Origin of the sequence: Marinicellulosiphila megalodicopiae (assembly GCF_045862395.1) — a bacterium.
Taxonomy (GTDB): Bacteria; Pseudomonadota; Gammaproteobacteria; order Pseudomonadales; family Natronospirillaceae; genus Marinicellulosiphila; species Marinicellulosiphila megalodicopiae.
In genome coordinates this window covers 2,089,614-2,114,094 of sequence record NZ_AP023087.1, presented here as the reverse complement: position 1 = coordinate 2,114,094, position 24,481 = coordinate 2,089,614, and the positions used below count along the sequence as shown (strand labels likewise).

The window sequence follows — 24,481 nt, the reverse complement described above, 5'->3', positions numbered from 1 at the left end:
TGATAGTAGAATTGCAATTGCCATGCTAAAATCTTCGTACTTTTATGGTCTCAAAATGGTTTATTTATGAAAATTGTCTCATTTAACTGCAACGGCATTCGCGCTCGATTGCACCAATTAACCGCCCTAGGCGATAAAACAGGTGAACAAACCAACGACATTTTATGCTTGCAAGAAATTAAAGTGCACGACAGTCAATTCCCTACTGAAGACGTATTAAATTGTGGATTTAAAGACGTAAAAACCCACGGCCAAAAAGGCTATCACGGCGTGGCTACTTTATCTAAAACAGAGATTTTCCATAGCCAGCACGGGTATGAACACGATGATGAAGAGTCTCAACGTAGATTTTTAATGACACAGCACACACTACCTAATGGTGAATTATTAACCGTAGTTAACGGGTATTTCCCACAGGGTGACAGTTTAAAACACGAAACGAAGTTTCCAGCTAAACAAAAATTCTACGAAGATTTAATGGATTGGTTAGACAAGCAAGATAAACAATCACACATAGTGGTATTAGGCGATTTTAATATCTCCCCAGAAGATTGCGATATTGGCATTGGGCCAGTCAATGCAAAACGCTGGTTAAAAACTGGCAAATGCAGTTTCCAGCCCATTGAACGTGAATGGTTCAAACGATTATTAGATTGGGGCTTTCAAGACAGCTACCGCATTAAACGTCCTGGTGATAATTCCGAATTTTCGTGGTTTGATTATCGATCTAAAGGATTTGAAGATACGCCCAAGCGTGGTTTACGTATTGATGGCGTGCTAATCAGTGAATCGTTAGTGCCTTATTTAACAGACGTAGGCATTGATTACGATATTAGAGGCATGGATAAACCATCAGATCATGCGCCAATTTGGGCTTCTTTTGATTTTGATAAATAAACCAATTATTTAACCAGCTGGAATTCAGATGATCTGGATCCTGGGGTCGGATCCATTTTATTGTTATCTCGTTCTTTGATTCGTTAATTTTTTGGATCTGACCCTCGGCTAAATGTCCGTTCCAAATCAGTACATTTTTGAGATTGGGGTCAGATCCATTTTTACATACCCTGCATTTATAATTAATTAGAAAAACTGGATCCGACCCCCGAATTGATGTTTAGAAACGCTCTACCCCATAACACTTAAAACAATCATCTAACCAAAAAGGAAAACACTTTTAAAAAAGAAAATACTACTGTCATTATTAACTTTAAAACTGCTATTTAGTGCTGTGGTGTTCTTAGGGATGATAATTGCGATCATTACAATATTGTTTACTAGCTTCAATGCCTACAACTACGCTGGTCAACCTTAATTCTTGGCATAGTTTTACTACTTATTAGTGGAAGCATAGCGTTTATATTTATCGATGCTTTTCTTCTGAACCATTATATTAGGAATTCAATAAGAGATGAAATGGTACGAAATATAAGAGCTCAAGTTTTTAATTTGGGGTCGGATCCTAAACTTGATAGTGAGATATCGGATTTGGATCCGACCCCTTTATATACACCCCTTATACAATTTTTACCACTTTACAAGCATTCTATTGATTATGGATCCGACCCCTGGTTATTCAGGTAATCGATTTAGGGCTAGTCTGATAGTATTAACTAAAATCCAAGACAAAAAAAATGGCCATCTTTTCAGATAGCCATAATTGTAATCTCTTATTAAGTCAGCCAAACGTCATCTAAGTGCTCTTCTCAAAACTTTTCCCACTGGAGTTTTAGGCAGTTCATCCCTAAACTCAAATAGTCTTGGTACTTTATAGGCAGTTAATCTTTCGCGACAAAATGCTATTAATTGCGCTTCATTAACAGGTTTGGTTGCCACAATAAACACTTTTACAGCTTCACCAGTGTCTTCGTTAAATACACCAATTGCAGCACATTCAACCACACCATCATATTGGGTAACAATGTCTTCAACTTCATTTGGATACACATTAAATCCAGACACAATGATCATATCTTTTTTACGATCTACAATAGTGATGTAACCATCTTCACTGATTTTGGCCATATCACCACTTTTTAACCAACCATTAATACTGAGTACTTTTTCAGTTTCATCAGGTTTATTCCAATAACCTTTCATAACTTGTGGACCACGAATACATAACTCTCCTACTTGATCCGCTTCTAGTGGATTATTATCATCGTCAATCACTTTCACTTCAGTACTCGGTGCAGGGATACCAATAGTACCTAAACGATGAAATCCTGGAGGATTAAAAGATACAACAGGTGATGTTTCAGTCATTCCATACCCTTCATAAATTGGACAACCCGTCATTTGTTGCCATTTAATCGCGGTTTCATGCATCAATGCCATACCACCACTTAGAGTGAAATGTAAATTATTGAAATCGATTTTTTTAAAATCTGGATGTCGCATCATTGCGATAAATAACGTATTCAAACCTGTCATTGCAGTAAATTTAGTATTTCGAAGTGTTTTAATATACCCGTTAATATCTCTAGGGTTTGGAATCAACACGTTGTGATTGCCCGTTTGTGTAATTAATAAACAATTCACTGTAAATGCATAACAATGGTACAAAGGTAGAGGAGCAATTATTACTTCTTTTTCGTTTTCTAATTCAACTTTAAAAAACTCATCAGACTGCAACATATTAGCGATCATATTTCGATTCGTTAACATCGCTCCTTTTGCAACACCAGTTGTACCGCCGGTATATTGCAAAAGTATCAAATCATCTGGGCTTCGCTCAACCTTTTGATACGCTTTTTGCCTACCTAACTCAAGCACATGATTTAAAAAGTGAACGCCTGTTGAATCATACTTCGGCACCATTTTTTTCACATATTTAACAATTGAGTTAATCAATATACGTTTTGCTGGGCTGTGAAAGTCCGCAATTTTAGTCACAATCACATGTTCAATATCCGTTTTATCGATGATAGATAATGCGGTTTGGGCCATACCTTCATAAACAACTAAAGCCTTAGCGCCAGAATCTTTAAATTGATATTCCAATTCACGAGCGGTGTAAAGGGGATTGGTATTCACTAAAACCAATCCAGCACGTAATGCACCGAAGGCCACAACAGGAAACTGAAGCAAATTTGGCAATTGAATCGCAATGCGATCGCCTGGCTTTAAATCAGTGTGATGTTGTAAATATGAGGCAAATGCAGCACTTTTTTCATCCAATTGCTCATAGGTTAATGTTTGTCCCATACAGGTACTGTGAGAATTTAACGCAAACTTTTTAACACTTTGATCGAACAACTGCACAACCGATTGGTAACTTTCCGGGTCAATTGTGGCCTTCATCCCTGCTGGGTATTCTTTTAAAAAATACGTTTGGCTCATTATTTCATTCCTCATTTCAATTTTAGCGGCGTAAGATACACTAATTACAACCATTTTTTCATTCACTTTTCGAAAAATCTATTTTTTCAAAAGATGCGCTTTAATTTTAATGCTTTAAATTTATTGTTTTAGATCATTTTGGATCTTTATCATTTTCAAATGGATCATCATCTTGATCAAATTCCATATCATCCAGCCCACCTGAATCTAAAGAATCAACATCAATATCAAAATCTGGATCAGAATCAATTAAGTCATCTAATGCGGATGTATCACTACCTGGATCTTGAATTATTTCTTCTAGCTCTTGTTCATTGGCATCTTCAGATGTTTCTAGTGGCATATCTTCAAACGGATCATCGTCTATGGCTTGTTCTAAGCTTTCTAATGCCTGTTCTTCAGCTTGGTCTAAAGCGCCAATGGGGTCATCGGAATCAAAATCGTCCATTTGTGAGGTTTGTTTTTCAAATTCATCAATTGCATCTTCAACTGGATCACTTTCTAAATCAGCATCAATAGGATCATCAATGGCAAATTCATCAATCACCTGATTGTCTAATTCAGATTCTTCATCTTCTATATCTATACTTAAATCAGCATCGAGTTCAGCCTCAATGTCTAGATCTGGTTCATCAGGTTTATCAAAGCGATCTATCTCTTTCACATCAATAGGAGTTTCATTTTCAAGCGGTGTCAGTTCTTTTTCCAATTCAACATCATCAATTTCTATTTCATCTATTTGCTCATTTTGTACAACTACTTCATCAACTGACTCATTATTTTCTAAAGATTCTAATGCTGCCTTTTCTTCTGGCGTGTAATCCTCTTGAGATTCGTGTTCATCTAAATCAGATGTGAGTTTTTTATAAATCCAAAAACCACCACCTAATATCAAAATCAAAGGCAATGTTGATAATAGTATTGTGAGCGCATTTAAAGAGTCATCAGCAACAGCAATCACAATGTCATCCCCCCATTCATCCTCAATCGAATCGATTGGATCCGAAGGTTCAACATTCAATTCTGTCTCTGTGTCTTTCGGTTCAGGATCCATTTTTTCAATTTTCTGATCACTTAATTGAATTTTAGGCATCACCAGTTTATTAAAGCCCAACACCATATCAGGACTCCCAAGCTGTAATTCAGCGGGGTCTTCACTTTGCATGGATTCAGGCTCAGGCATTTTGTCTTGTTTGTTTTCTTCAACTGGTTCAACCGACTGACTGTGCACTATAGGTGCGAGGCTGTTAACCGGAAAATTCAGCGTTAAATTGGCAATTTTTTCATCGTTGTTTTGTAAAACGCCACGTTTATAGCTGGCTTTCACTGTCATTGTAATGGTGTTGATTCCTTCCATAGGAAATTGTTTATATTCCCAATACCCATGATCCGTCATAACAAAATCAACGGTATTTCCATTAACCTCACCTGAAATCATCACCGAATTGGAATCTATATTTCGATCATTTTTATAAATCCGTATTAAGTAAAATTCTTCTGGTTTTGAAATCCCTAAACTCTCAACACTAAAAGCGGAGCGCAACATGATATTTTTTATTAAAGTTCGCTCAAAAGTGGGGGCTTTTAAATTGAGGGTTAATTTATATTCACCCTGTCTTAAAATATGTTCTTCATTAAACTGAAATTCATCCAGTTCTCTATTTAATTGATCTTTAAAAATCATATCACCCTGTTGCTCAACCATCACTGTTACATCCACTAAAGACAACAATGATTCGTCCATAATGCGGTCGCTATCTTGCTCTGAATTGGTATTGCCTGTGATATATTCACCTGTTAACCAAGCTGCAAATTCAGGTATTTGATGGCTAAATAAATTATTTGGCATATCCGTCATATTCAAGGACAAATCACTAATGACACTGACTCGAGACAAAGCATCCACTTGCCCAACTATCTCCCACTGCCCAAACTTCGGTTGTTCGATTGTGATGATGTCGTAGGTAGCTAAACTTTTCCATTTAACATCGTTTCTTGTTGTGTCTTTTGCAATAATTTGCGCATTAGGTGATTTAAATTGAATACTTTTATCTTTTTCATGAAAAATCAGCGCAGTAAATTCTTCGACACTTTTATCAATTAAAAAGTTATTTTCAACCAATGAAACCTGCTCTTGAGAAACCAATCGATCAAAAGCTTTCAAAAATATAGGGGTTAAATCATCCGCCACATAAGCGGTATCCGCCACGCCCTGAGTTTGAATGGATAATTGTTGAAGCAAAGAAGTATCTGCCTGATCAGAAAGTGCCACGGTATGAATAACGGCCTGTTTAGACACAAAATTAGGCAAAATATTTTGTAGTATATCGTCTCGGGCTTGTTGATTTTGTTTTGGGTCCCGACTGACATCCACCATCCCATCGGTTAATAAAATAAAATGTGTATCAGGTTTAAATGTTGAAAAGCCAAAATCATAGGCAGAGGTCTTTAAAGCTTGAGTTAAATTCGTACGTTGCCCTAAATTATGAATATTACTGATTTGTTTTTTAGCTTGCTCACGCCAATTTGCATCGACGCTATCGGGTTTTACCAACATATTGACGTAGGTGCCAAAACTCCAAACCCCAACTTTAGAATTATCCGGTAATAAATCAATCAGCAACTCTAATGCAGGTTGACGCAGATTATTTGGGTCGTTTTGTTTCATGCTCCCAGAGATATCAATTAATATCCTGACATCCAGAGGTTGCTTGTTATCATTTTCAGCCGCTGCAGAGATACCTATACAGGACATATATAAAAACAAACACAGTGCAATACTTTTAATTCTGAATATTGCCCATCGATTCATAATACTTACCTAATTGGCTGTGAGATTAATTTAGGGTCTGTAACAAGAATAGATTACATTTCTTAACTTTGTTAAATATCTGATTACACTAGGCAAAAAAAATCCTCTTTTTCAGAGGATTTGTTTTGAATTGACGTGTTATTCACATTTATTGTTGGGTAAGTTTCAAAATTAAATACCCAACTCCAACAAACGCTTTCCTTTTTCAGTAATGTGCCAGCGCACACCTTTTTTGCCTGTCACTTTTCCAGCTAAATCTCGAGCAACCATAAAGTTCAATGTTTTCACCATTGAGGTTTCTTCTGTTTCGGTCTCTTGACATAACCCTGCTAAGGATCGGAAAATATATCGTCCGCTTGATAACGTTCTTAATACCATTGAAGACGTCACATCGATTTCATCTTGTGTGATATCCAATGGTTCAGATGCATTTTGAGTCATCACGTCTTGTTCGGTCTCAGTATCAATTAATGGTAATAATTCATGTTTGATGAGTTTCAGATCATGTTGCACAGACTCAGAACGCTCACGAGCAGTATGGGCTTCGGACAAAATTCGATCCGACATATTTACTATAAAGAATCGAGACAAGATCGCAGCTATCAAACAGAAACCTGTGAAAATCAGTAGCTGAGATGGATCCCCCTGACTTTCAATGATGATTTCACTGTTCACTAAGTCCAGCACAACCGGCACTAAAAACGACGCACCGATTCCCACCACTAAACAACGCGGTAAATTCGCACTATCTGGATCATGTTGTCCATGCAAATAGAACGTAACTAACCCCCCAAACACGCCGGAGAGCAACATTACTGCGACTAAGATTAAAATGTGATTTGTCATGACTTTACCCCAATTTTTTGTCATCCCTAGAATTTTTATATTTCTAAAGATCTATTTTTGCTTTGTAAACAAATTTATCTGTTCGTAACTATAGGTATAGCATCTATTTTTTAGACTACAAATAATTACAAGGGATTTTTGAATGATTTTTTAAAATTTTAAAAACTTATTTTCCAGTGTTTTGATACACGCCACTGCGGGCGCTGTTCATACATTGTTAGTCTGTTTAATGTGATAGAAAATTAATTTTGCTATTTATTTATGAATCGAGTATTAAATTAAAAAGCGCAATAAAATTGATGATCAAAATGTCTATTTAAAGTCGGGGTCAGCCATTTAAAACTTACTATTCAAAAGCGCTAACAATAAATGCATCAGCCAACCATTTCATCTCTTACTTGCGCCATTAATTTTAAAGATTTCAACCTTGCATCGGCATCATAAATAGGCATAGACACAATTAATTCATCAATTTCAGTAGCTTTAATAAACCGTGATAATTGAAACGCGACGGTTTTTTTCGAACCAACAATTGCGTACTGCAACATATGTTCAATATGATGTTTCTCCCCTGCACTCCATATCCCGTTCATTGAATCGACAGGATGCGCAAATGCTTGATTCACATTACGAAACATATTCACAAATTGTTGTTGAACTGAAGTAAATAAATACTGAGCTTCAGCATCGGTGTCGGCAACTACCGCCATAATGCCAGCCATTGAATGTGATGTTTGTAATTGTACAGAAGGTTTAAAATCCGCTCGGTAGGTTTGCAATGCTTGCATTAATTGATCCGGCGCAAAATGTGAAGCAAAGGAATATGGCAAACCAAATTGTGCTGCTAACTTTGCACTGTAAAGACTAGAGCCCAAAAGCCATAACGGCACAAAAGTTTGATTACCAGGTACTGCTTCAATAGAATCCACACCATTAGCTAAATAACTTTGTAATTCTAAAACGTCGTTAGGATAATTTTCAGCACCCGTTTGCATATTACGACGAAGTGCTAGAGCGGTTTTACTGTCAGTTCCTGGTGCTCGGCCCAAACCTAAATCAACTCGATTGGGGTATAACTGAGCTAACGTACCGAATTGTTCGGCAATAACCAAAGCAGAGTGATTAGGTAACATCACCCCTCCTGAGCCAATACGAATTTTAGAAGTCGCCGCGCCAATATTCGCTAACAACACCGATGTAGCCGAACTTGCCACCCCTTTCATGCCGTGATGTTCTGCTAACCAAAACCTCAAGTAATTATGTTTCTCTGCAGCAATGGCCATTTTACGACTCATATCTAATGAATCGGCCACTGTATTACCCTGAGTAATCGGGGCTAAATCAAGAATTGAAAAGGGAATCATAGTCATGCAACTTTATTAAAATATGCAGTGTAATTTGGGCTGAAAATTTCGATTGCAACCGTGCTGAAAGTGACACAATCTTATGGATAATTTGTTTTTAGACATCATCAAAACACTCAAAACGAATCAAGCCTTCTATGTCTTTACGGGTTTTCCAATTTAATTGTTCAAGCTCAGGTTTTTCTAAAAACTCATCCACATACCCCACACACAAATACGCCACCAACTCTAAATGATCCGGTGCATTTAAAAGCGATTTTACAGTTTGAGGATTTAAAATACTCACCCAGCCCATTCCCACATTTAAGGATCTTGCCATCAGCCACATATTTTGAATGGCGCACACCACAGAATACTTACCCATTTCAGGCATGCTGGTTTGCCCTAACACAGGCTCATTGGATGGAGAATAAAACACCGCAATATTTAAAGCAGATTCTTTGATGCCTTCTAATTTTAATTTCGTGTATTTTGATTGTTGCTGCGCTTCAAATTGACGCTGGGCTTTTTGATTTTCTTGGTTAAAGGATTCAACTACTTGATCTTTGGTGGATTGATCTTGTATCAACACAAATTCCCAAGGCTGAGAAAATCCCACTGAGGGAGCAAGTTGAGCGGCGTTTAAAATCTGATTAATCACGGTATCCTCTAATGGTTTATCAATAAAATGATTGCCCCTAACATCTCGCCTTGATTGCATAATTGACGCTAATAAATCGGATTCTTGCTGGGTAAACTGCTTGTTTTTCATTGATTATAACTGCCGATAACTCATAAACGACAAGTGTAAACGAATGTAAATGGAGTCTCTAGGGCTGGTTGGAGCCGCTTGGAAGTAAATTTCAAATATGAATACTAAAGTCATATCGAATTTATAAAGATTAAATGCTAGAATTCGCGCAATTTTTTACAGTACATTAATTACTTACCAATTTATAATTACCAACCGAGGTTTATATGTCATTAACTATTGATACGATTAAGCAACAAATTGAGCAAAACGACATTTTGCTTTACATGAAAGGTTCACCTAATCAACCTATGTGTGGTTTCTCTGGGCGTTCTGTTCAAGCAATTATGGAATGTGGGCAGCGTTTTGCGTTTGTTGACATTTTATCTAATCCAGATATTCGTGCTGAATTGCCTGCATACGCTAACTGGCCAACGTTTCCACAGCTTTGGATCAAAGGCGAATTAGTAGGCGGTTGTGACATCATCACTGAGTTACATGAGTCTGGCGAATTAAAAACAATGATTGAAGCAGCGTCTTCAGAGCAAGATGCTTAATTTAGTTAAATCATTAACTAAAACAAAAGGCCCAATATTTATTGGGCTTTTTTTATGTCTGTTAAGCTGTATCAGTTTTGCCGACCTTAAATCAACTGACCCGACTTTTTTTACAGATTTTACTAACGACGCATTTCAAGGCAATCCTGATGCACGTTACGTATTCATTGAATATGCAGACTACCAATGTCCTTATTGCCAAAAATTTCACCAAACATTATCCAATTGGATCCAAACCCAAGACGCTAAAACCCTCAATGTTAAATGGGTATATCGTCAATTTCCAATTTTAGGCGAACGCTCTTTATTACAATCTCAAACGGCAATCTGCGTGTTACAAACCCTTGGTCAAAATCAGTTTTGGCAATTTAGTGATCTATTATTTGCAAAAGCGTTAAAAACATCCGAGCGCATCAACTTCCAACAATCACTTTGGTTATTGGCCTCCAAACAAGGTTGGGATACTCAAAAATTAATGCAATGTAATTTTAATAAAGATTATCAAAACCAATTAAATGCATTTTCAAACCAAACGTCCTCTTTGAAACTTTCGTCCACACCTTCTTGGTTTTTTATTGACCAACACACAGGCAAAGTTATATTTGGAAATGGAATATTGAGCACCGAACAACTTAACAAACTCATTTCACCCTAAAAATAATTTTTTAATCCGATTTTCCAAATGTAGCGTAAAGTTAAATAGACATCATTAATTGGCTTACAACATGAAAAAATTTAACATCGCAATCAGCAGCTGCTTAATTGGTAATAAAGTCAGATACGACGGGGGCTCCAAAACCTTTAAATGGGCCACCACGGTTTTGTCTGAATACGCCCAGTTTCATCCTTACTGTCCAGAAATGGAAATTGGCTTGCCCGCCCCTCGCAAAACCATTCGTTTAATTGATGTAAACAATCAAATCCAACTTAAAACAAACGCTGAAAGTGACGATGACTTAAGCGGTAAAATGAAAGACTTGTTTGAAAAAACACAAAATAATTTCAAAGACAAAGACGGCATCATCGTCACTGTTAACTCACCAAGTTGTGGTATGGAGCGAGTAAAACTATACGGTGAAAACGGCATGTTAATTCACAAAAATTCAGTGGGTGTATTTACCAATGAATTAATGCAAAAATATCCGTTAATACCAATCGAAGAAAATGGCCGCTTACAAGACAAAGCCATTTTACAGAATTTTTTAGAACGATTATTTGCCTATAAAAACTTCAAACAAGACGTGCTTGAAGATCCAAAACCCGCCAAATTAATAAAATTTCATAGCCAATATAAATACCAAATTATGGCTCACAGTAATGTCGCCTACAAACAGCTTGGACAGTTAACTGCAAAGGTATCTAAAGACTCAACTGATGATTATTATGAATATTTCGCAATTTTCATGAACGCCATGAAAATAATTCCAACAGCGGGCCAACATTGTAATGTGTTGAATCACATTCAAGGGTATTTTAAAAACGATTTAGACAAAGACGAAAAACAAGAAATGTGTTCATTAATCGAACAGTATCAAAATGATATTATTGATATTTTAGCGCCGATAACATTGCTGATTCATTTTTGCAGAAAGTACCCTAATGAATACTTGGCGCAACAAAGTTATTTCAAACCCTACAACCCACTTTTATTAAAAATGCCTTAATCCATGAATTTTATTTGGTTTCGAAACGATCTGCGCACATTAGATAACCCAGCTATTTTTTATGCACAAAAAAACAAACAACCGACTATCGCTGTATTTTATATTTGTTTAGAGCAATGGCAGTCACACCATTTAAGCCTGCGTAAAATGAATATTATTTACCAACGTTTACTTGGATTAACTGAAGAATTAAATGAGTTAAATATTCCATTATATATTTTTAACACGCCTAATTATAAAGACAGTGTTCATCATTTATTAAAATTAACCAAGCAATCAAAATCGACGGATTTATTTTTAAATAATGAATACGAGGTGGATGAAATAAAACGCGATGCGTCGTTTATCAACCAATCTTCATCGTTCTTAAATACTCATCAATTCGACGGTAATCTTTTTTGTCATCCCGACGAAATCAAAACAGGACAAGACACACCTTTTAAAGTATTCAGTGCATTTAAAAATAAAATAAAACCCGTGATTCAATATTTACCTGGCTGCCTAGCTAAACCTAAATCTTTTCCAACTGTAGATTTAACGCTTAGCTTGACCGATAAAAATATTGATGTAACACAATTAATTACCGACCAGCCAAAACCCATCACAGAAAAACAAACTATTAAAACCTTGAGAGCGTTTTGTAAAAATAAATCAGAAGATTATTTAGAGCATAGAGACACCCCGTCGATACGAGGCACCAGTGAATTATCAGTTGCGTTTAGCATCGGTATTATAAGTGTTAAACAGGCATTTTTTCGATTATTACAAGAACAACCCAACACCATTTGGCAATCAGAAACCGGCGCGAACACATGGCTAAATGAATTAATATGGCGAGAATTTTATCGACATACCGTGTTTCATTTTGATTATATTTGCAAAGGCAAAAGCCTAAAGCCAAATTACGAATCCATCCCGTTTAGTCAAAACAAAAACGTATTTAAACAATGGTGTAATGGCACAACGGGATTTCCCATTGTGGACGCCGCCATGCGACAACTAAACCAAACAGGCTGGATGCATAATCGCTTAAGAATGATCAGCGCGAGTTTTTTAATAAAAGATTTACACATCGATTGGCGCTTAGGCGAACAGTATTTTATGCAGAATTTGTGCGATGGCGACTTTGCAAGCAACAACGGCGGTTGGCAATGGTGTGCATCAACGGGGTTTGACAGCGCCCCCTACTTTAGAGTTTTCAACCCAACTACACAATCAAAACGTTTTGATGCCAGAGGGAATTTTATTAGAAAATGGATTCCAGAATTAAAAGACGTGCCAGATAAATATATTCATGAACCCCATAAGTTCGATGAACTAGGGTTATTTAGTGAGAAAAAAATAAATTACCCGTCACCTATTGTTGATCACAAACAGGCAAGATTGATCACACTGGATCTTTATAAAACAGCACTTGGGTGATTTTTATTAGTATTATTATTTATATTTGCTTTAAATATTGAGAATCCAACAAATAGGTATTTATTGCTCATGACTGAGCTACTTTTTAACACCTATAAACTAAATCAAAATCCTTAAAAAAAAGGCCGATATTATCAAGATAATATCAGCCAGCTTTAAATATTTGGTTTTTTAATTATTCCAAATACTCAATTACCCATCAATCTAAATTCAACCAACTGACAGTTGCTACACCTGTTGATTGTCCAAAAATTGAAACAGTTTCATTGTTTTCATTAACTGTAATATCCCAAACATAACGAACGCCTGACAATTCTTGTTGGCTTACAACCATGCCCGCTGCATAACCCACCAAACCAATTGAAGATCGGTTATCCGTATAGGAAAATGCCCAGTACTCAATATCGTTATATTGAATAACAGGACAGGTAGAAGATGATGCCAATGAATCAGCATTCATCATACAAGTCACTTTCATTCCAGCCGGTGGCGTGGGTGCTTGAGTTTTGTCAATATGAACCACAACAGGAATATTATTCACAGGTGTGGAATCAACAAGCGCTGCCCAGTCAATGGTTGCCTGTCCTGTTGATTGTCCAAAAATTGATACAGTTTCATTGCTTTCATTAACTGTAATATCCCAAACATAACGAACGCCTGACAATTCTTGCTGACTTACTACCATGCCCGCATCATAACCCACCAAACCAATAGAGGATCGGTTATCTGTATAGGAAAATGCCCAGTACTCAATATCGTTATATTGAATAACAGGACAGGTAGAAGATGATGCTAATGAATCAGCACTCATCATACAAGTCACTTTCATTCCAGCAGGTGGCGTGGGTGATTGAGTTTTGTCAATATGAACCACAACAGGAATATTATTCACAGCAGTGGAATCAACAAGCTCTGTCCAGTCAATGGTTGCCTGCCCTGTTGATTGTCCAAAAATTGATACAGTTTCATTGTTTTCATTAACTGTAATATCCCAAACATAACGCACGCCTGACAATTCTTGTTGGCTTACAACCATGCCCTCTGCATAACCCACCAAACCAATTGAAGATCGGTTATCTGTATAGGAAAATGCCCAGTACTCAACATCGTTATATTGAATAACAGGACAGGTAGAAGATGATGCTAATGAATCAGCACTCATCATACAAGTCACTTTCATTCCAGCAGGTGGCGTGGGTGCTTGAGTTTTGTCGATATGAACCACAACAGGAATATTATTCACAGGTGTGGAATCAACAAGCTCTGCCCAGTCAATGGTTGCCTGTCCTGTTGATTGTCCAAAAATTGATACAGTTTCATTGTTTTCATTAACTGTAATGTCCCATACATAACGCACGCCTGACAATTCTTGTTGGCTTACAACCATGCCCGCATCATAACCCACTAAACCAATTGAGGATCGATTATCTGTATAGGAAAATGCCCAGTACTCAATATCGTTATATTGAATAACAGGACAGGTAGAAGATGAAGCTAATGAATCAGCACTCATCATACAAGTCACTTTCATTCCAGCAGGTGGCGTGGGTGCTTGAGTTTTGTCGATATGAACCACAACAGGAATATTAGAATTGATAATAGATTGCATCATAATATCAATGTTATTCACGCTTAAAGGAGTAACATTGATCACTTGTTGCGCTTGTAATCCGACACTTTGCGCTTCAATTGTATGCTCACCTGATGCAATTAATGTATTTAAGTATCCTGCACTTAATGATTGATGATTTCCTGTGATCCCGACAAGCTCACCATCAACAAAAATAGATGCATTTTCAACTATATTACCATCGTAATCGAAGGTGTTGATTGCATAATTTGCTAATAAAGATCCGCTTATTGCTCCTCTGCGTCGAAGCGTGATGTCGCAATTTAATGCCGTTACATTTTGATTTAACACGACGTTTTCAGCTACACAGTTTCCTATGATTTCATCTTGCATATTGTCGATAAAAGTGAGCACCACATCCATTGTGTCATATTGAAAGTCAGCCAACGTCACAGAAATAATGCCATTACCGTTTGCATCTTCTGTTAACGTTGAAAGCAATTGATCGGTTTGATTGAATTGCCCTGTAACTTGAAAACGTACATCTAAATTATGCGCGCCGCCCGCTTCGGCCATGACTTCACTTGGCACTGTAAAATCAAATACTGCATCCGCTGCATGCTCAGAAACAGAAAATGCCACTTCACCATATAGTGGAATTAAATCCATATTGATGTTTTTACCATAATAAATTGACTGAGTTTCTTGCTCTGTAATTGAATGCGCAATGACCTGTCCATTTCTCAGTAATTCAAGCTTAATATTTTGCTCACCGGTTTCAACAACATGCCACAAAGAAACTGAGCTGGATGTTCCAGTAACAGGATCTAAAAGCATTAAGCTCGTTGTCATGTCATCATTAACGGTAATATTTAAATGCGTCGCCCCCACTTGAACAAGTTGTGCCTGTGGGAAGTTTAATTTTAATTCAGCAATTCGCTCTGTCACTTGGGCGTTCACTTTAGAAACCCCTAAAATGGGTTTGATGATCATGGGTACAACATCAAAATTCCCATCGTCAATATCTGCCATGGTGGATCCAAAATATACATGCTCGCCTTTTGTTAACGATAAATTAAAGGTGTATTGGCCAGGAGTTAATGACAATGATTTATTAGAAACCGCAGTAAACTGTCCGGTGACATCATCAGATTCTAAATACACTGACCAATTTTGCACATCTACTACATTATTATCCGAGTCCAAAATCTCCATAGACCCTGAATATAAACTTGATATGTCTGCTGCTCTAGCAAATCCATTTGTTGATATTAAAGAATTGAACTTAGGCTCAAACGTCACTTGGGTAGCGGTGTTGGTGTCATCGGTTGAATTACACCCAACTAATACAGTTGCACATACGCATAACGCACTAACATTTTTTAATAGTTTTGATTTTAACATTAATTTTTTCCAAATTATTTAAGTTAAATTTTAGACATTAAAGTAGGACTGATAAACTCTGCTTTAAATATGAGGTTTTAATCCATTCATTACATTTAACTAACAAACAAATTAAGATTAAAAGGTTAGCAGAACATTTTTAACTTGCTTAAAAATATCGTTTTTAAATGTCATAAAACCGTCTATTACTATCTAATGCATTTATAATGAAAAATTGACAGTTTATTAAAGTTGAATTTATGACATTAACCATTATTTATTCAATATTTATCGAGTCTAATCCTTATTCACTTTAACCAAACAAGTTACATTGATTTTTCTCTGATTTTTCTCGAAACCGAATAACACAATTATTTAATGAAACTTGTTTATATTTAGATATGTATTGGTTTTAACAAACGCAATCATTTAGGAAGGGCTAATATTCATTTAAATAAAATCCATATTGATTAATACTAGATACAAATAAAATCTAACTGACAATTACACAAAATGGAGAAATGGAGAAATGGAGAGGAATGACTATTTATTTGATTGAGTCAAACTCTGAATAACTCACTGTAAATTTAAGCTATTCAGAGATTGTGAGTTTCTAACCGAGTTTATTTTGAGCTTGTTGCAACCAATTGATAAATCGCGCATCCCAAAACATCGCTGATTTTCCATTTTCAATGTAATATTTTTTAAACTTTAATAATTGTGCATCAGAAAAAGGTTTAGGAATTTTATTTTCCAACAAAAAATCTTTTACCTCTTGATTTGGTCGCCAGTTATCATTCATCTGGGTAACGGTTAAATTTAATTCATTATTATTTGGTGTTTCTACTTGTTGTTTTTGATTCGTCACCGAACTAATTTGTGCCCCCATATACTGACAAATGTCGTTATGAATAGACTCAACATCTTGTTTTGAAAACCCACTTAATTCAGATATGGAGATTTGTTCATTTATTAATTGTAATTTAATACTGTCATCGCTTACTTCCCATTGTACGATATGATCCATATTGATGAATTTACCTTCACTTATTTTTAATGCTTTATTCATTGATTTTTCCAATTTATTTAATAATGTTCTGCAATATTATGTTCAATCTTTCAAAGTATGTAAATATCATTCCTTTTCATTACAACCTTTTAAATTGTGAAAAATAAAACAGCCAGCACTAAAAAATGACTGGCTTAAATGATTTTCCTATTCGTAATTAACGCAACGCCTGAATACGATCATCCAGACTTGGGTGAGTAGCAAATAAACCTAACTTACCTTTAATCCCAAACGCCACCATCTCACCTTCAAGGTCAGATTCAACGCCACCTTTTAATCGCTCAAGCGCAGCAATCATTGACGCTGCGCCCACTAAATTTGCTGCGCCTTTGTCAGCAGCGTATTCGCGTTTTCTTGAAAACCAATTCACAATAATTGACGCACCAATACCAAAGATCGTTTGTAAAACAGACACAACAATAAATCTTACAAAAAATCCTAACCCGCCCTCACCCTGTGAATTTCGAAAAAAGTTATCAATAATGCCCGTCACAATATGCGCAAAGAACATCACAAAGGTATTCATCACCCCTTGAATTAATGTCAGTGTCACCATATCACCATTAGCAACGTGGCTAATTTCATGGGCCAACACCGCATCCACTTCTTGATCGCTCATTTTATTTAACAACCCAGAACTTACTGCCACTAATGCATTGTTTTTACTAGGACCAGTTGCAAATGCGTTTACATCTTGTGAGTGATACACCATTAATTCAGGCATAGGAATACCCGCGTTATCTGCTAATTTTTGCACTCGACGAACTAAATCTTGTGCTTGGCGTTCGTTTGAATCATTAATAACCTGTCCATTTACACTGCGTTTGGCCAACCATTTAGACAGTTGCAAACTAATAAAACTGCCGCCCATTCCAAACAACAAACAGATCAAAAACAATCCGCCTAAACCATCACTTTGAATCCCCAACAAAGGCATGACAATACTGGCAAAAATACCAAACACAAACATTACCGCTAGGTTTGTGGCTAAAAATAAGAATATTCTGTTCATTTTTACTTTACTACTTTTGATTAATGACAGGCATAGTATTGGTTTTTATTTTGGATTTACAATTGGCTGGAAGTCATGATTTTTAAGGGTGACTTATAAGGTGGAAATTGAATGTTTTATTCTGAGTAGTTTGGTTTTTTTCGTGGGGTTAGGTAATTTAATAATTGGTATATTTTTGATCAACTGTATACAAATGGGTCGTTGGTGCCCTCAATTATATTTATGAGTGTAATTTCAACTTTAAGAAAACCTTCGACAATTTTAGTTTTTCTACAAGTCCAGAAATCCTATTGGTGACAGTATGACATAGAAAATAGCGATGGAATTTAGACACAAAAAAGCCAGTAACTTGAGACGTACAGGCTGATTTATTATTTTGATTTTACTCTGACCCCCATTGGTCTTCGATTAAGAATAATTAAAAGTAAATGCCTGTTTTAGCTGTTTGCCTTATAATTAGAATATCTGCAAACCATTCATTATTTCAATTTCTCGACTGGATACTATATGAATCACACCATCGACAGTATCAATATTCGTTTAGAGCAATTGGAGAAAGAACAAGAACAATTACTCGCCATCAAAGAAAATCTACTCAACACAAATGAAATAATCCCAAGTACGGAATCATTTTCTACAGATCAAAAAATCACCATATTCAGAAACTTGTTTCGTGGCCGTAGCGACATTTTCGCCACTCGCTGGCAAAACAAACAAGGTCGAAGTGGTTATTCAGTAGCTTGCAATAACGAATGGATTCAAGGTATTTGCAATAAACCAAGAGTCAAATGCTCCGATTGTAACCATCGACAATATTCAGAGTTAGATGAACAAATCATTTACCAACATTTAGCAGGCCAAAAAGTTGTCGGCATTTATCCCTTATTACATGACAACTCATGTTATTTTCTAGCCGCTGATTTTGACAAAGATGGCTGGCAAGACGAAGTAAAGGCGCTATCAGTAGCTTGTAGCAAATACTCTATACCTCATTGCATTGAAATATCTCGTTCAGGAAATGGCGCACACCTTTGGGTGTTTTTTCAAGAAAATGTACCTGCAAAAACCGCGAGACTATTGGGTTTTGCACTACTTGATAAAGCGATGGAAATTTACCCTAATTTATCTTTTGATTCCTATGACCGATTATTTCCCAACCAAGATATTATGCCCGAGGGCGGTTTTGGTAATTTGATTGCATTACCGTTGCAAAAAGAAGCAAGATTATCTAGTAACAGCACTTTTGTATCACAAGATTTACAAATAATAAGCAATCAATGGCAATACCTCTCTCAAATAGAATCTATTTCAACTCAAATATTAACCGAATTACTCACTAAAATTTCACCTACAGCCAAACTATTTAATGAACAACAGGTGATCGAGAAAAGAGAACCTTGGGAATTAACAGCCAAAGTAAAACCATTACTGCTGGACAACCCGCCAAACAAAATAACCATCACATTAGCCAATCATATTTATTTTAAGACCCATGAACTGCCAAGCCCGCTTATTGCCAGATTAAGACGTTTAGCCAGTTTCTCAAATCCAGTTTTCTTTAAAACTCAAGCTTTACGGTTTTCTACTCATGGCATCCCACGCATTATTTCTTGCGCACGAATTGAACAGGGTTATTTATCCATTCCACGTGGTTGCCTAGATGAAGCAATAGCATTATTAACAGAAAATAAAATCGATATTGAATTCGATGATAAACGTAACAGTGGTGTCACGCTTAAATCACTAAAACCATTATTCACACTGAGAAAAAATCAACAAAATGCAGTAAATATAATAAGTAAACACGACACTGGAGTTCTTCATGCACCCACTGCATTTGGTAAAACAGTCACCGCCATCGCACTGATTGCAAAACGAAAAACAAACACATTAATATTGATTCATAGCCGACAATTACTTGATCAATGGCAAGAGCGCATCCAAACGTTTTTACCTGAGATTCAAATTGGTATCATTGGTGGAGGCAAGAAAAAACCAAGTAGTGTTATCGATATTGCTACCTACCAAAGTTTAATCAATAAAAAAGACAACAGTATTTCAGATATTGTGCAAGATTATGGACAGGTAATCATAGATGAGTGTCACCACATTAGCGCCCCACGCTTTGAAATGGTAATCAATGAAATACGCGCAAAATACGTATTAGGCCTTACCGCTACCCCAGAAAGGCAAGATGGACAGCAAAAAATAATATTCATGTGTGCAGGTCCTATTCGACACAAAGTTAAGAATGACCATCATGAAAAGTTCGAACAAGACGTGATCATTCACAAACTTTACGATCAACCTCCAGAATCATTATTAGACCCAGAACAACGCCCAAAAATTTCAGATGCTTATCGTTGGATATTAGAAAACAAAAATCGTACTGAACAAATCGTTCAAGATGTTTTAGAAAGTGTAAAACAAACAAAACAGCCACTGGTATTAACTGAGCGACGAGAGCATGCAGAAATTATTAACACTATGCTTTTAGAGCAAGGCATCAGCTGTGTTGTATTAAAAGGCGCCATGCGTGTAGCCGAACGTAAAAAAGCAGAAGAGCAATTAGCAACCGCAAAAGTGGTAGTCGCTACAGGTAAATACGTAGGCGAAGGTTTTGACTTACCCAGACTCGATACATTATTTTTAGCTATGCCTATTGCATGGAAAGGCACTTTAGCTCAATACGCGGGTAGAATTCATAGGGAAATTGCAGGTAAAGAATCAGTGACCATTCATGACTATGTGGATTGTCATTTACCTATGTTAGATCGAATGTTTAAAAAGCGTGAAAAGAGTTATAAGACTATGGGGTATGCTGTGATATTTGAGGATGATTTAGAACTTGTGAATCAACGTTTATTGTAATTCCAATTACGGTTAATAAAAAATATTAACCAGAACAAGCCAACTTAGACATTCATAACAATCTAAATCAGGCCACTTGTGTGTCTGTCTTGATTAGTTTGCTAACGTGCCACCTTGTTGATGACAGTATGACACAGAAAAAACAAATAGAATTTAGACATAAAAAAAGCCAGTAACTTGAGCGGCACTGGCTTGATTTATTATTTTGGTTTTACGCTTACCCTATTGGTCTCATAACCCTCGACACTGTTATTTTAATAAACAGCCACTTCCAATGTATCTCCTTTAGAAGAAATACCGTTAACTATGCATGTACTTTTATTATGATAAACTTTTGTAAAAACACATGTATGATTACTTAAAGAATCGGATGCTTTAATTCTAAATCTTAAATATTCACCCGCATCATCACCCCATACTTTATGTAAATCACAAGTCGTCATAAAATGAAATGCAAAATCACTAAATTCATCTGAAACACCGCATTCTGATAATTCTAATAAACTTTCAGTTTTCAATGGTATATTAGTCAAACTCTTTCCAATACCTTCAGGTCTATTAATTGGTTTAACTAATGTTAATTCACCTTTTAAATCAATGACTTTTCTTGTAGTTTTATTAATCACTTTAATCTTAAAAGTAGTGTCACCTTTTTCTTTTGAGCTACAAGCTATTAAAGGTGAGATGGAAATTTTTGGCCTGATATTGTACAAAAAATAAATTATTAATAAGGAAGCAAGTACACTACCCAGCGCACCTAGAAAAACTGTCATTATTACACCCATAAATCCACCTTAGTAATTATTATTAAATATTTATAACTATATTTTATTCCCAAATTTTCTGAAAACTTGGCCCGTCTGATTCTGGTGGATTTAATGGTTTATCCATTTGTATTGTCATTGGTATTGGAAAATCTACACCTATAAGCGCTACTTCACCTTGTTTTAAATTGGGTAAAAAAGATGCGGATGAACGATCTATTTCACCACAAGCTCGCTCTACAACTTCTCTATCTCGGTCATTTGTCAATCGATGAACTAAAAGTGTACCCATTTGGCTAAGAACTCCTTCAGTGATATCTCGTGGTCTTTGCGTAGCCAAACAAATATTCAATCCATATTTACGCCCTTCTTTAGCAATAATTTCAAACGAGTCAAGTTTAGCTGAATGATCTTCAGATCCAATTCTTTTACCTAAAAAATTATGCGCTTCGTCGATTATTGCTAAAACTGGCTTATCTCGAAATTTTTCACTTCGCGCTAATGATAAGAGCTTCCTTCCAACCACATTAGCCAGCACTTCCCTAGCATAAAATTGATAACTTACATCACTTAAACACAATCTTAATACAGTTAGCTCACCTTCAAAAAAACTATCAAGTACCTCACTTAATTTTTCAACACTAGGCTTTACATTGAATACAGATTTTAGTGATTCCGAATGTGTAACAGATAAAATCCTTGTAAACAAAGAAGAACAAAAAGCAACACTACCATCTTCCCCTCCCCATAATCTTCCAGTTTTTTTAAAATCTTCTGGATAACAGCATTCTTCTTGAATTTGTTTATTTAACATTGAAATATTAAATGGTTGTGATGGATCATCGACTAGTTTAGCATTATTATTTTTTCTCAATGCTAATCGGTAATGTTCTTTAGGTTCATTTATTTTTTTAATGTACCCATCTGGAAATATTTCCGGTGCCAACATAACAAGCCGTAAACTTTTAATTGCTTCTCTTAATTTTGGCCCCTGCACTTTACCTGCTGGATCAAACATCGCAATAAAATCCGACTCAACAAAATCAGTAGGTGGTATACAAACTTCTTTCGATTTCGGATGCTTATGAATAGGATCACCTAAATGATAATGCTCTGTATATTTAGAATTTAAACTTCGATACTCACTCGTTGCATCAAGAATAATCACTTTAGAGTTTTTATATTTAGAACATTCTTCAATTATTTTTGCTGTAGTCCAACTTTTACCACCACCTGTCGATCCTAGAATTGCACAATGTCGTCCAAATAGTTTTTCTGGTGTAACACGAATTTTACTACCCGTTTCACCTGTTACCTCTCCTAATTCAATAGTTATTTTCGAATTATTTTCATCAGTAATCCCACCATTCATTAACTCGGGTAATGCACTGATAAATTCACTTGGTGCAGAAAAAACTCGATCACCAAGCCTTGGGTATGAGCTTACTCCAGCTTGAATTTTTAAATGTTCAATATTTATTGAACCTAATAATTGTACAAAACCAATCGCATCAATTTGACTTGCACCATTAAAGTCTTGAGAAAGTTCAGACCTATCTCTATCTGGCAAACAGACCTCAGTAAGTCTTCCTAAAGATATTGTTTGTTGACCTTCAATTAAAAGGAGCTCACCCACCTCACCTCGTCCATATCTTGCCCCATTAATATAACTCCCACTTACATCACCTGCATGAGCAAGGTTAATTTTAACACCCTGAGCAGTCACAGTTGATACTACACCTACTCTCAGTTCATTTCGTAATATCCCTGAATCTGTAAAATGTTTATTAAGATCCATAATTATTTACCTGTTGCTTCACTGCTTTAGCTAGTTGTTCTGCTGGTGTAAGCGACCTTAAATGAGGTATTAAAGAAACAAACTTATTAAATGATCCATTAATAAAATGGATATCGTAACCTTGCTGAGCCAATTGCGACAGTTCTGTCCAATATGGGCTTACTTTTGAAGATGGAGATGTAATATTTTCATAAGCTTTAAAATCAGCGATTATCAATTTCAAACTAGGGTTAGATTTTATTGCCGAAATTATAGGTTCAGATAAATGATCATCATTAAAGCCAAATCCAGCCAATATTAAACATGTATTTGGCTTTCTAAGGGACTCTAAAAATCGAGATAATAGCTCTAAATGAGGCTGAACAAATGCTTGTTGATACTTACCTTTGGCTGGATAAATCAAAACAGCCTTATCAGGTTCTGGTGAACTAGATTCTATAATATCATTGCCTTTTCGTTCCCAACTAACTGACCCATGAAGTTTATATAAATGCATCACACCTTCAATAAATTCATGATCTTCGCTCTCCCTTCTTACTACATCATAATTAAAATAACTCCCATCAAAACGGCGAGTTCTTGTATAAGAAAACCCATCAACTACCATCATTCCTAAATTAGAAGCGGCCGTTTCAAAACACATATCGTAATTAGTTGTAAATACTTTAAGACGGGGATCTCGTACTCTTCGGCGAGCTAATTTTTGCAATAAACTTTGATACGCAGAAATATCATTAGTTTGCGAACTTAAAAATGAGGAACATTCATCCAAAATTATTTTTTTAACCTTGTTAAGAAAAGCACTAACGATTTGATCATCTTCATTAAATGAAAGGTATGCATCACATTTAGATAAAAAATGCTCAATATTTGGATTTTGCATTTCTGAGTATTTAACTAAATCTAAAACTTCTTGAGCATCTTTCGTAATTCTTTTATTGCCAATAGCATCATCAATAAAGTTAACTTCGAGCATTGCTTTTTCCCAAAGATCCCACATACTAGGACCACCCACTTCCCCCAATGAAGTGCCACTACCCGCAAAAAATGATAAATTAGGCAACTGCAAGGATTTCAAAAGTATGTCATTTAAATGTTGTTTATTCTTTTTCACTTGATTCTTTTCGTCACTATCAAGCTCTCTGGTTGCCTCTAATTTGGGCTCCTTCAAAAACAATAAAGTTCCATCTGTTAGCGCCTGCCAATTAGTAGTACCTGGCTTTAAAAAAGCTAGATCACATTCTAAGTTAATGTCTTTTTCAGTTTCCATATATTGT

Annotated in this window: 17 protein-coding genes; 6 read left to right on the top strand and 11 right to left on the bottom strand. The window is 36.0% G+C overall.

Going from position 1 to position 24,481, the window contains the following annotated elements; all coding sequences use genetic code 11:
* The first annotated feature begins 66 nt into the window (after nucleotides 1-66).
* Nucleotides 67-897: an exodeoxyribonuclease III gene (gene xthA, locus TYM08_RS08950; RefSeq protein ID WP_422382631.1), complete on the top strand. Its 831-nt coding sequence runs from the start codon at nucleotides 67-69 to the stop codon at nucleotides 895-897.
* Nucleotides 898-1,689: 792 nt separating this feature from the next.
* On the opposite strand, the gene TYM08_RS08945 is transcribed toward xthA, so the two are convergent.
* From TYM08_RS08945 to bluB, 5 genes are all read right to left on the bottom strand, one after another.
* Nucleotides 1,690-3,342: an AMP-binding protein gene (locus TYM08_RS08945; RefSeq protein WP_422382630.1), complete on the bottom strand. Its 1,653-nt coding sequence runs from the start codon at nucleotides 3,340-3,342 to the stop codon at nucleotides 1,690-1,692.
* Between the two features lie 133 nt (nucleotides 3,343-3,475).
* Nucleotides 3,476-6,154, bottom strand: coding sequence for a VWA domain-containing protein (locus TYM08_RS08940; RefSeq protein WP_422382629.1), 2,679 nt, complete (start codon nucleotides 6,152-6,154; stop codon nucleotides 3,476-3,478).
* 171 nt (nucleotides 6,155-6,325) lie between these two features.
* The gene (locus TYM08_RS08935) at nucleotides 6,326-7,000 is read right to left on the bottom strand and encodes a YEATS-associated helix-containing protein (protein WP_422382628.1); all 675 of its coding nucleotides are present in this window, start codon (nucleotides 6,998-7,000) and stop codon (nucleotides 6,326-6,328) included.
* A 374-nt stretch (nucleotides 7,001-7,374) separates the two neighbouring features.
* On the bottom strand, nucleotides 7,375-8,364 hold the full coding sequence (locus TYM08_RS08930; protein ID WP_422382627.1) for an LLM class flavin-dependent oxidoreductase: 990 nt from the start codon (nucleotides 8,362-8,364) through the stop codon (nucleotides 7,375-7,377).
* Nucleotides 8,365-8,461: 97 nt separating this feature from the next.
* Nucleotides 8,462-9,115 (bottom strand): 5,6-dimethylbenzimidazole synthase, encoded by a 654-nt coding sequence (bluB, locus tag TYM08_RS08925; protein WP_422382626.1) that lies wholly within the window; start codon nucleotides 9,113-9,115, stop codon nucleotides 8,462-8,464.
* Between the two features lie 206 nt (nucleotides 9,116-9,321).
* Here bluB and grxD point away from each other — a divergent pair, with 206 nt between their 5' ends.
* From grxD to phrB, 4 genes are all read left to right on the top strand, one after another.
* The gene (gene grxD / locus TYM08_RS08920) at nucleotides 9,322-9,651 is read left to right on the top strand and encodes a Grx4 family monothiol glutaredoxin (RefSeq protein ID WP_422382625.1); all 330 of its coding nucleotides are present in this window, start codon (nucleotides 9,322-9,324) and stop codon (nucleotides 9,649-9,651) included.
* Nucleotides 9,644-10,306 (top strand): thioredoxin domain-containing protein, encoded by a 663-nt coding sequence (locus tag TYM08_RS08915; protein WP_422382624.1) that lies wholly within the window; start codon nucleotides 9,644-9,646, stop codon nucleotides 10,304-10,306. The genes grxD and TYM08_RS08915 overlap by 8 nt, the downstream gene beginning before the upstream one ends.
* Nucleotides 10,307-10,376: 70 nt before the next feature.
* Nucleotides 10,377-11,315, top strand: coding sequence for a YbgA family protein (locus TYM08_RS08910; RefSeq protein ID WP_422382623.1), 939 nt, complete (start codon nucleotides 10,377-10,379; stop codon nucleotides 11,313-11,315).
* Between the two features lie 3 nt (nucleotides 11,316-11,318).
* Complete coding sequence (phrB, locus tag TYM08_RS08905; RefSeq protein ID WP_422382622.1) at nucleotides 11,319-12,737, top strand: deoxyribodipyrimidine photo-lyase; 1,419 nt, start codon at nucleotides 11,319-11,321, stop codon at nucleotides 12,735-12,737.
* Nucleotides 12,738-12,936: 199 nt separating this feature from the next.
* Here phrB and TYM08_RS08900 read toward each other — a convergent pair whose 3' ends face one another.
* The 3 genes from TYM08_RS08900 to htpX form a co-directional block, all read right to left on the bottom strand.
* Nucleotides 12,937-15,711, bottom strand: coding sequence for a hypothetical protein (locus TYM08_RS08900; RefSeq protein WP_422382621.1), 2,775 nt, complete (start codon nucleotides 15,709-15,711; stop codon nucleotides 12,937-12,939).
* Between the two features lie 592 nt (nucleotides 15,712-16,303).
* Nucleotides 16,304-16,759 carry a DnaT-like ssDNA-binding domain-containing protein gene (locus TYM08_RS08895; protein WP_422382620.1) on the bottom strand — a complete coding sequence of 152 codons (456 nt, stop codon included), beginning with the start codon at nucleotides 16,757-16,759 and terminating at the stop codon, nucleotides 16,304-16,306.
* A 157-nt stretch (nucleotides 16,760-16,916) separates the two neighbouring features.
* Nucleotides 16,917-17,771: a protease HtpX gene (htpX, locus tag TYM08_RS08890; RefSeq protein ID WP_422382619.1), complete on the bottom strand. Its 855-nt coding sequence runs from the start codon at nucleotides 17,769-17,771 to the stop codon at nucleotides 16,917-16,919.
* A gap of 507 nt (nucleotides 17,772-18,278) precedes the next feature.
* Here htpX and TYM08_RS08885 point away from each other — a divergent pair.
* A complete protein-coding gene (locus tag TYM08_RS08885; RefSeq protein ID WP_422382618.1) occupies nucleotides 18,279-20,642 on the top strand; it encodes a TOTE conflict system archaeo-eukaryotic primase domain-containing protein in 2,364 nt (787 codons plus the stop codon).
* A 254-nt stretch (nucleotides 20,643-20,896) separates the two neighbouring features.
* Here the strand turns inward: TYM08_RS08885 and TYM08_RS08880 are convergent, their stop codons facing one another.
* From TYM08_RS08880 to TYM08_RS08870, 3 genes are read right to left on the bottom strand one after another with little or no spacing between them, the layout of a single operon-like run.
* The gene (locus TYM08_RS08880; protein WP_422382617.1) at nucleotides 20,897-21,427 is read right to left on the bottom strand and encodes a hypothetical protein; all 531 of its coding nucleotides are present in this window, start codon (nucleotides 21,425-21,427) and stop codon (nucleotides 20,897-20,899) included.
* 43 nt (nucleotides 21,428-21,470) lie between these two features.
* Entirely contained in the window at nucleotides 21,471-23,204 is a 1,734-nt protein-coding gene (locus TYM08_RS08875) for an ATP-binding protein (protein WP_422382616.1), read from the bottom strand.
* Nucleotides 23,194-24,474: an SIR2 family protein gene (locus TYM08_RS08870; RefSeq protein ID WP_422382615.1), complete on the bottom strand. Its 1,281-nt coding sequence runs from the start codon at nucleotides 24,472-24,474 to the stop codon at nucleotides 23,194-23,196. The genes TYM08_RS08875 and TYM08_RS08870 overlap by 11 nt, the downstream gene beginning before the upstream one ends.
* Nucleotides 24,475-24,481: the final 7 nt, after the last annotated feature.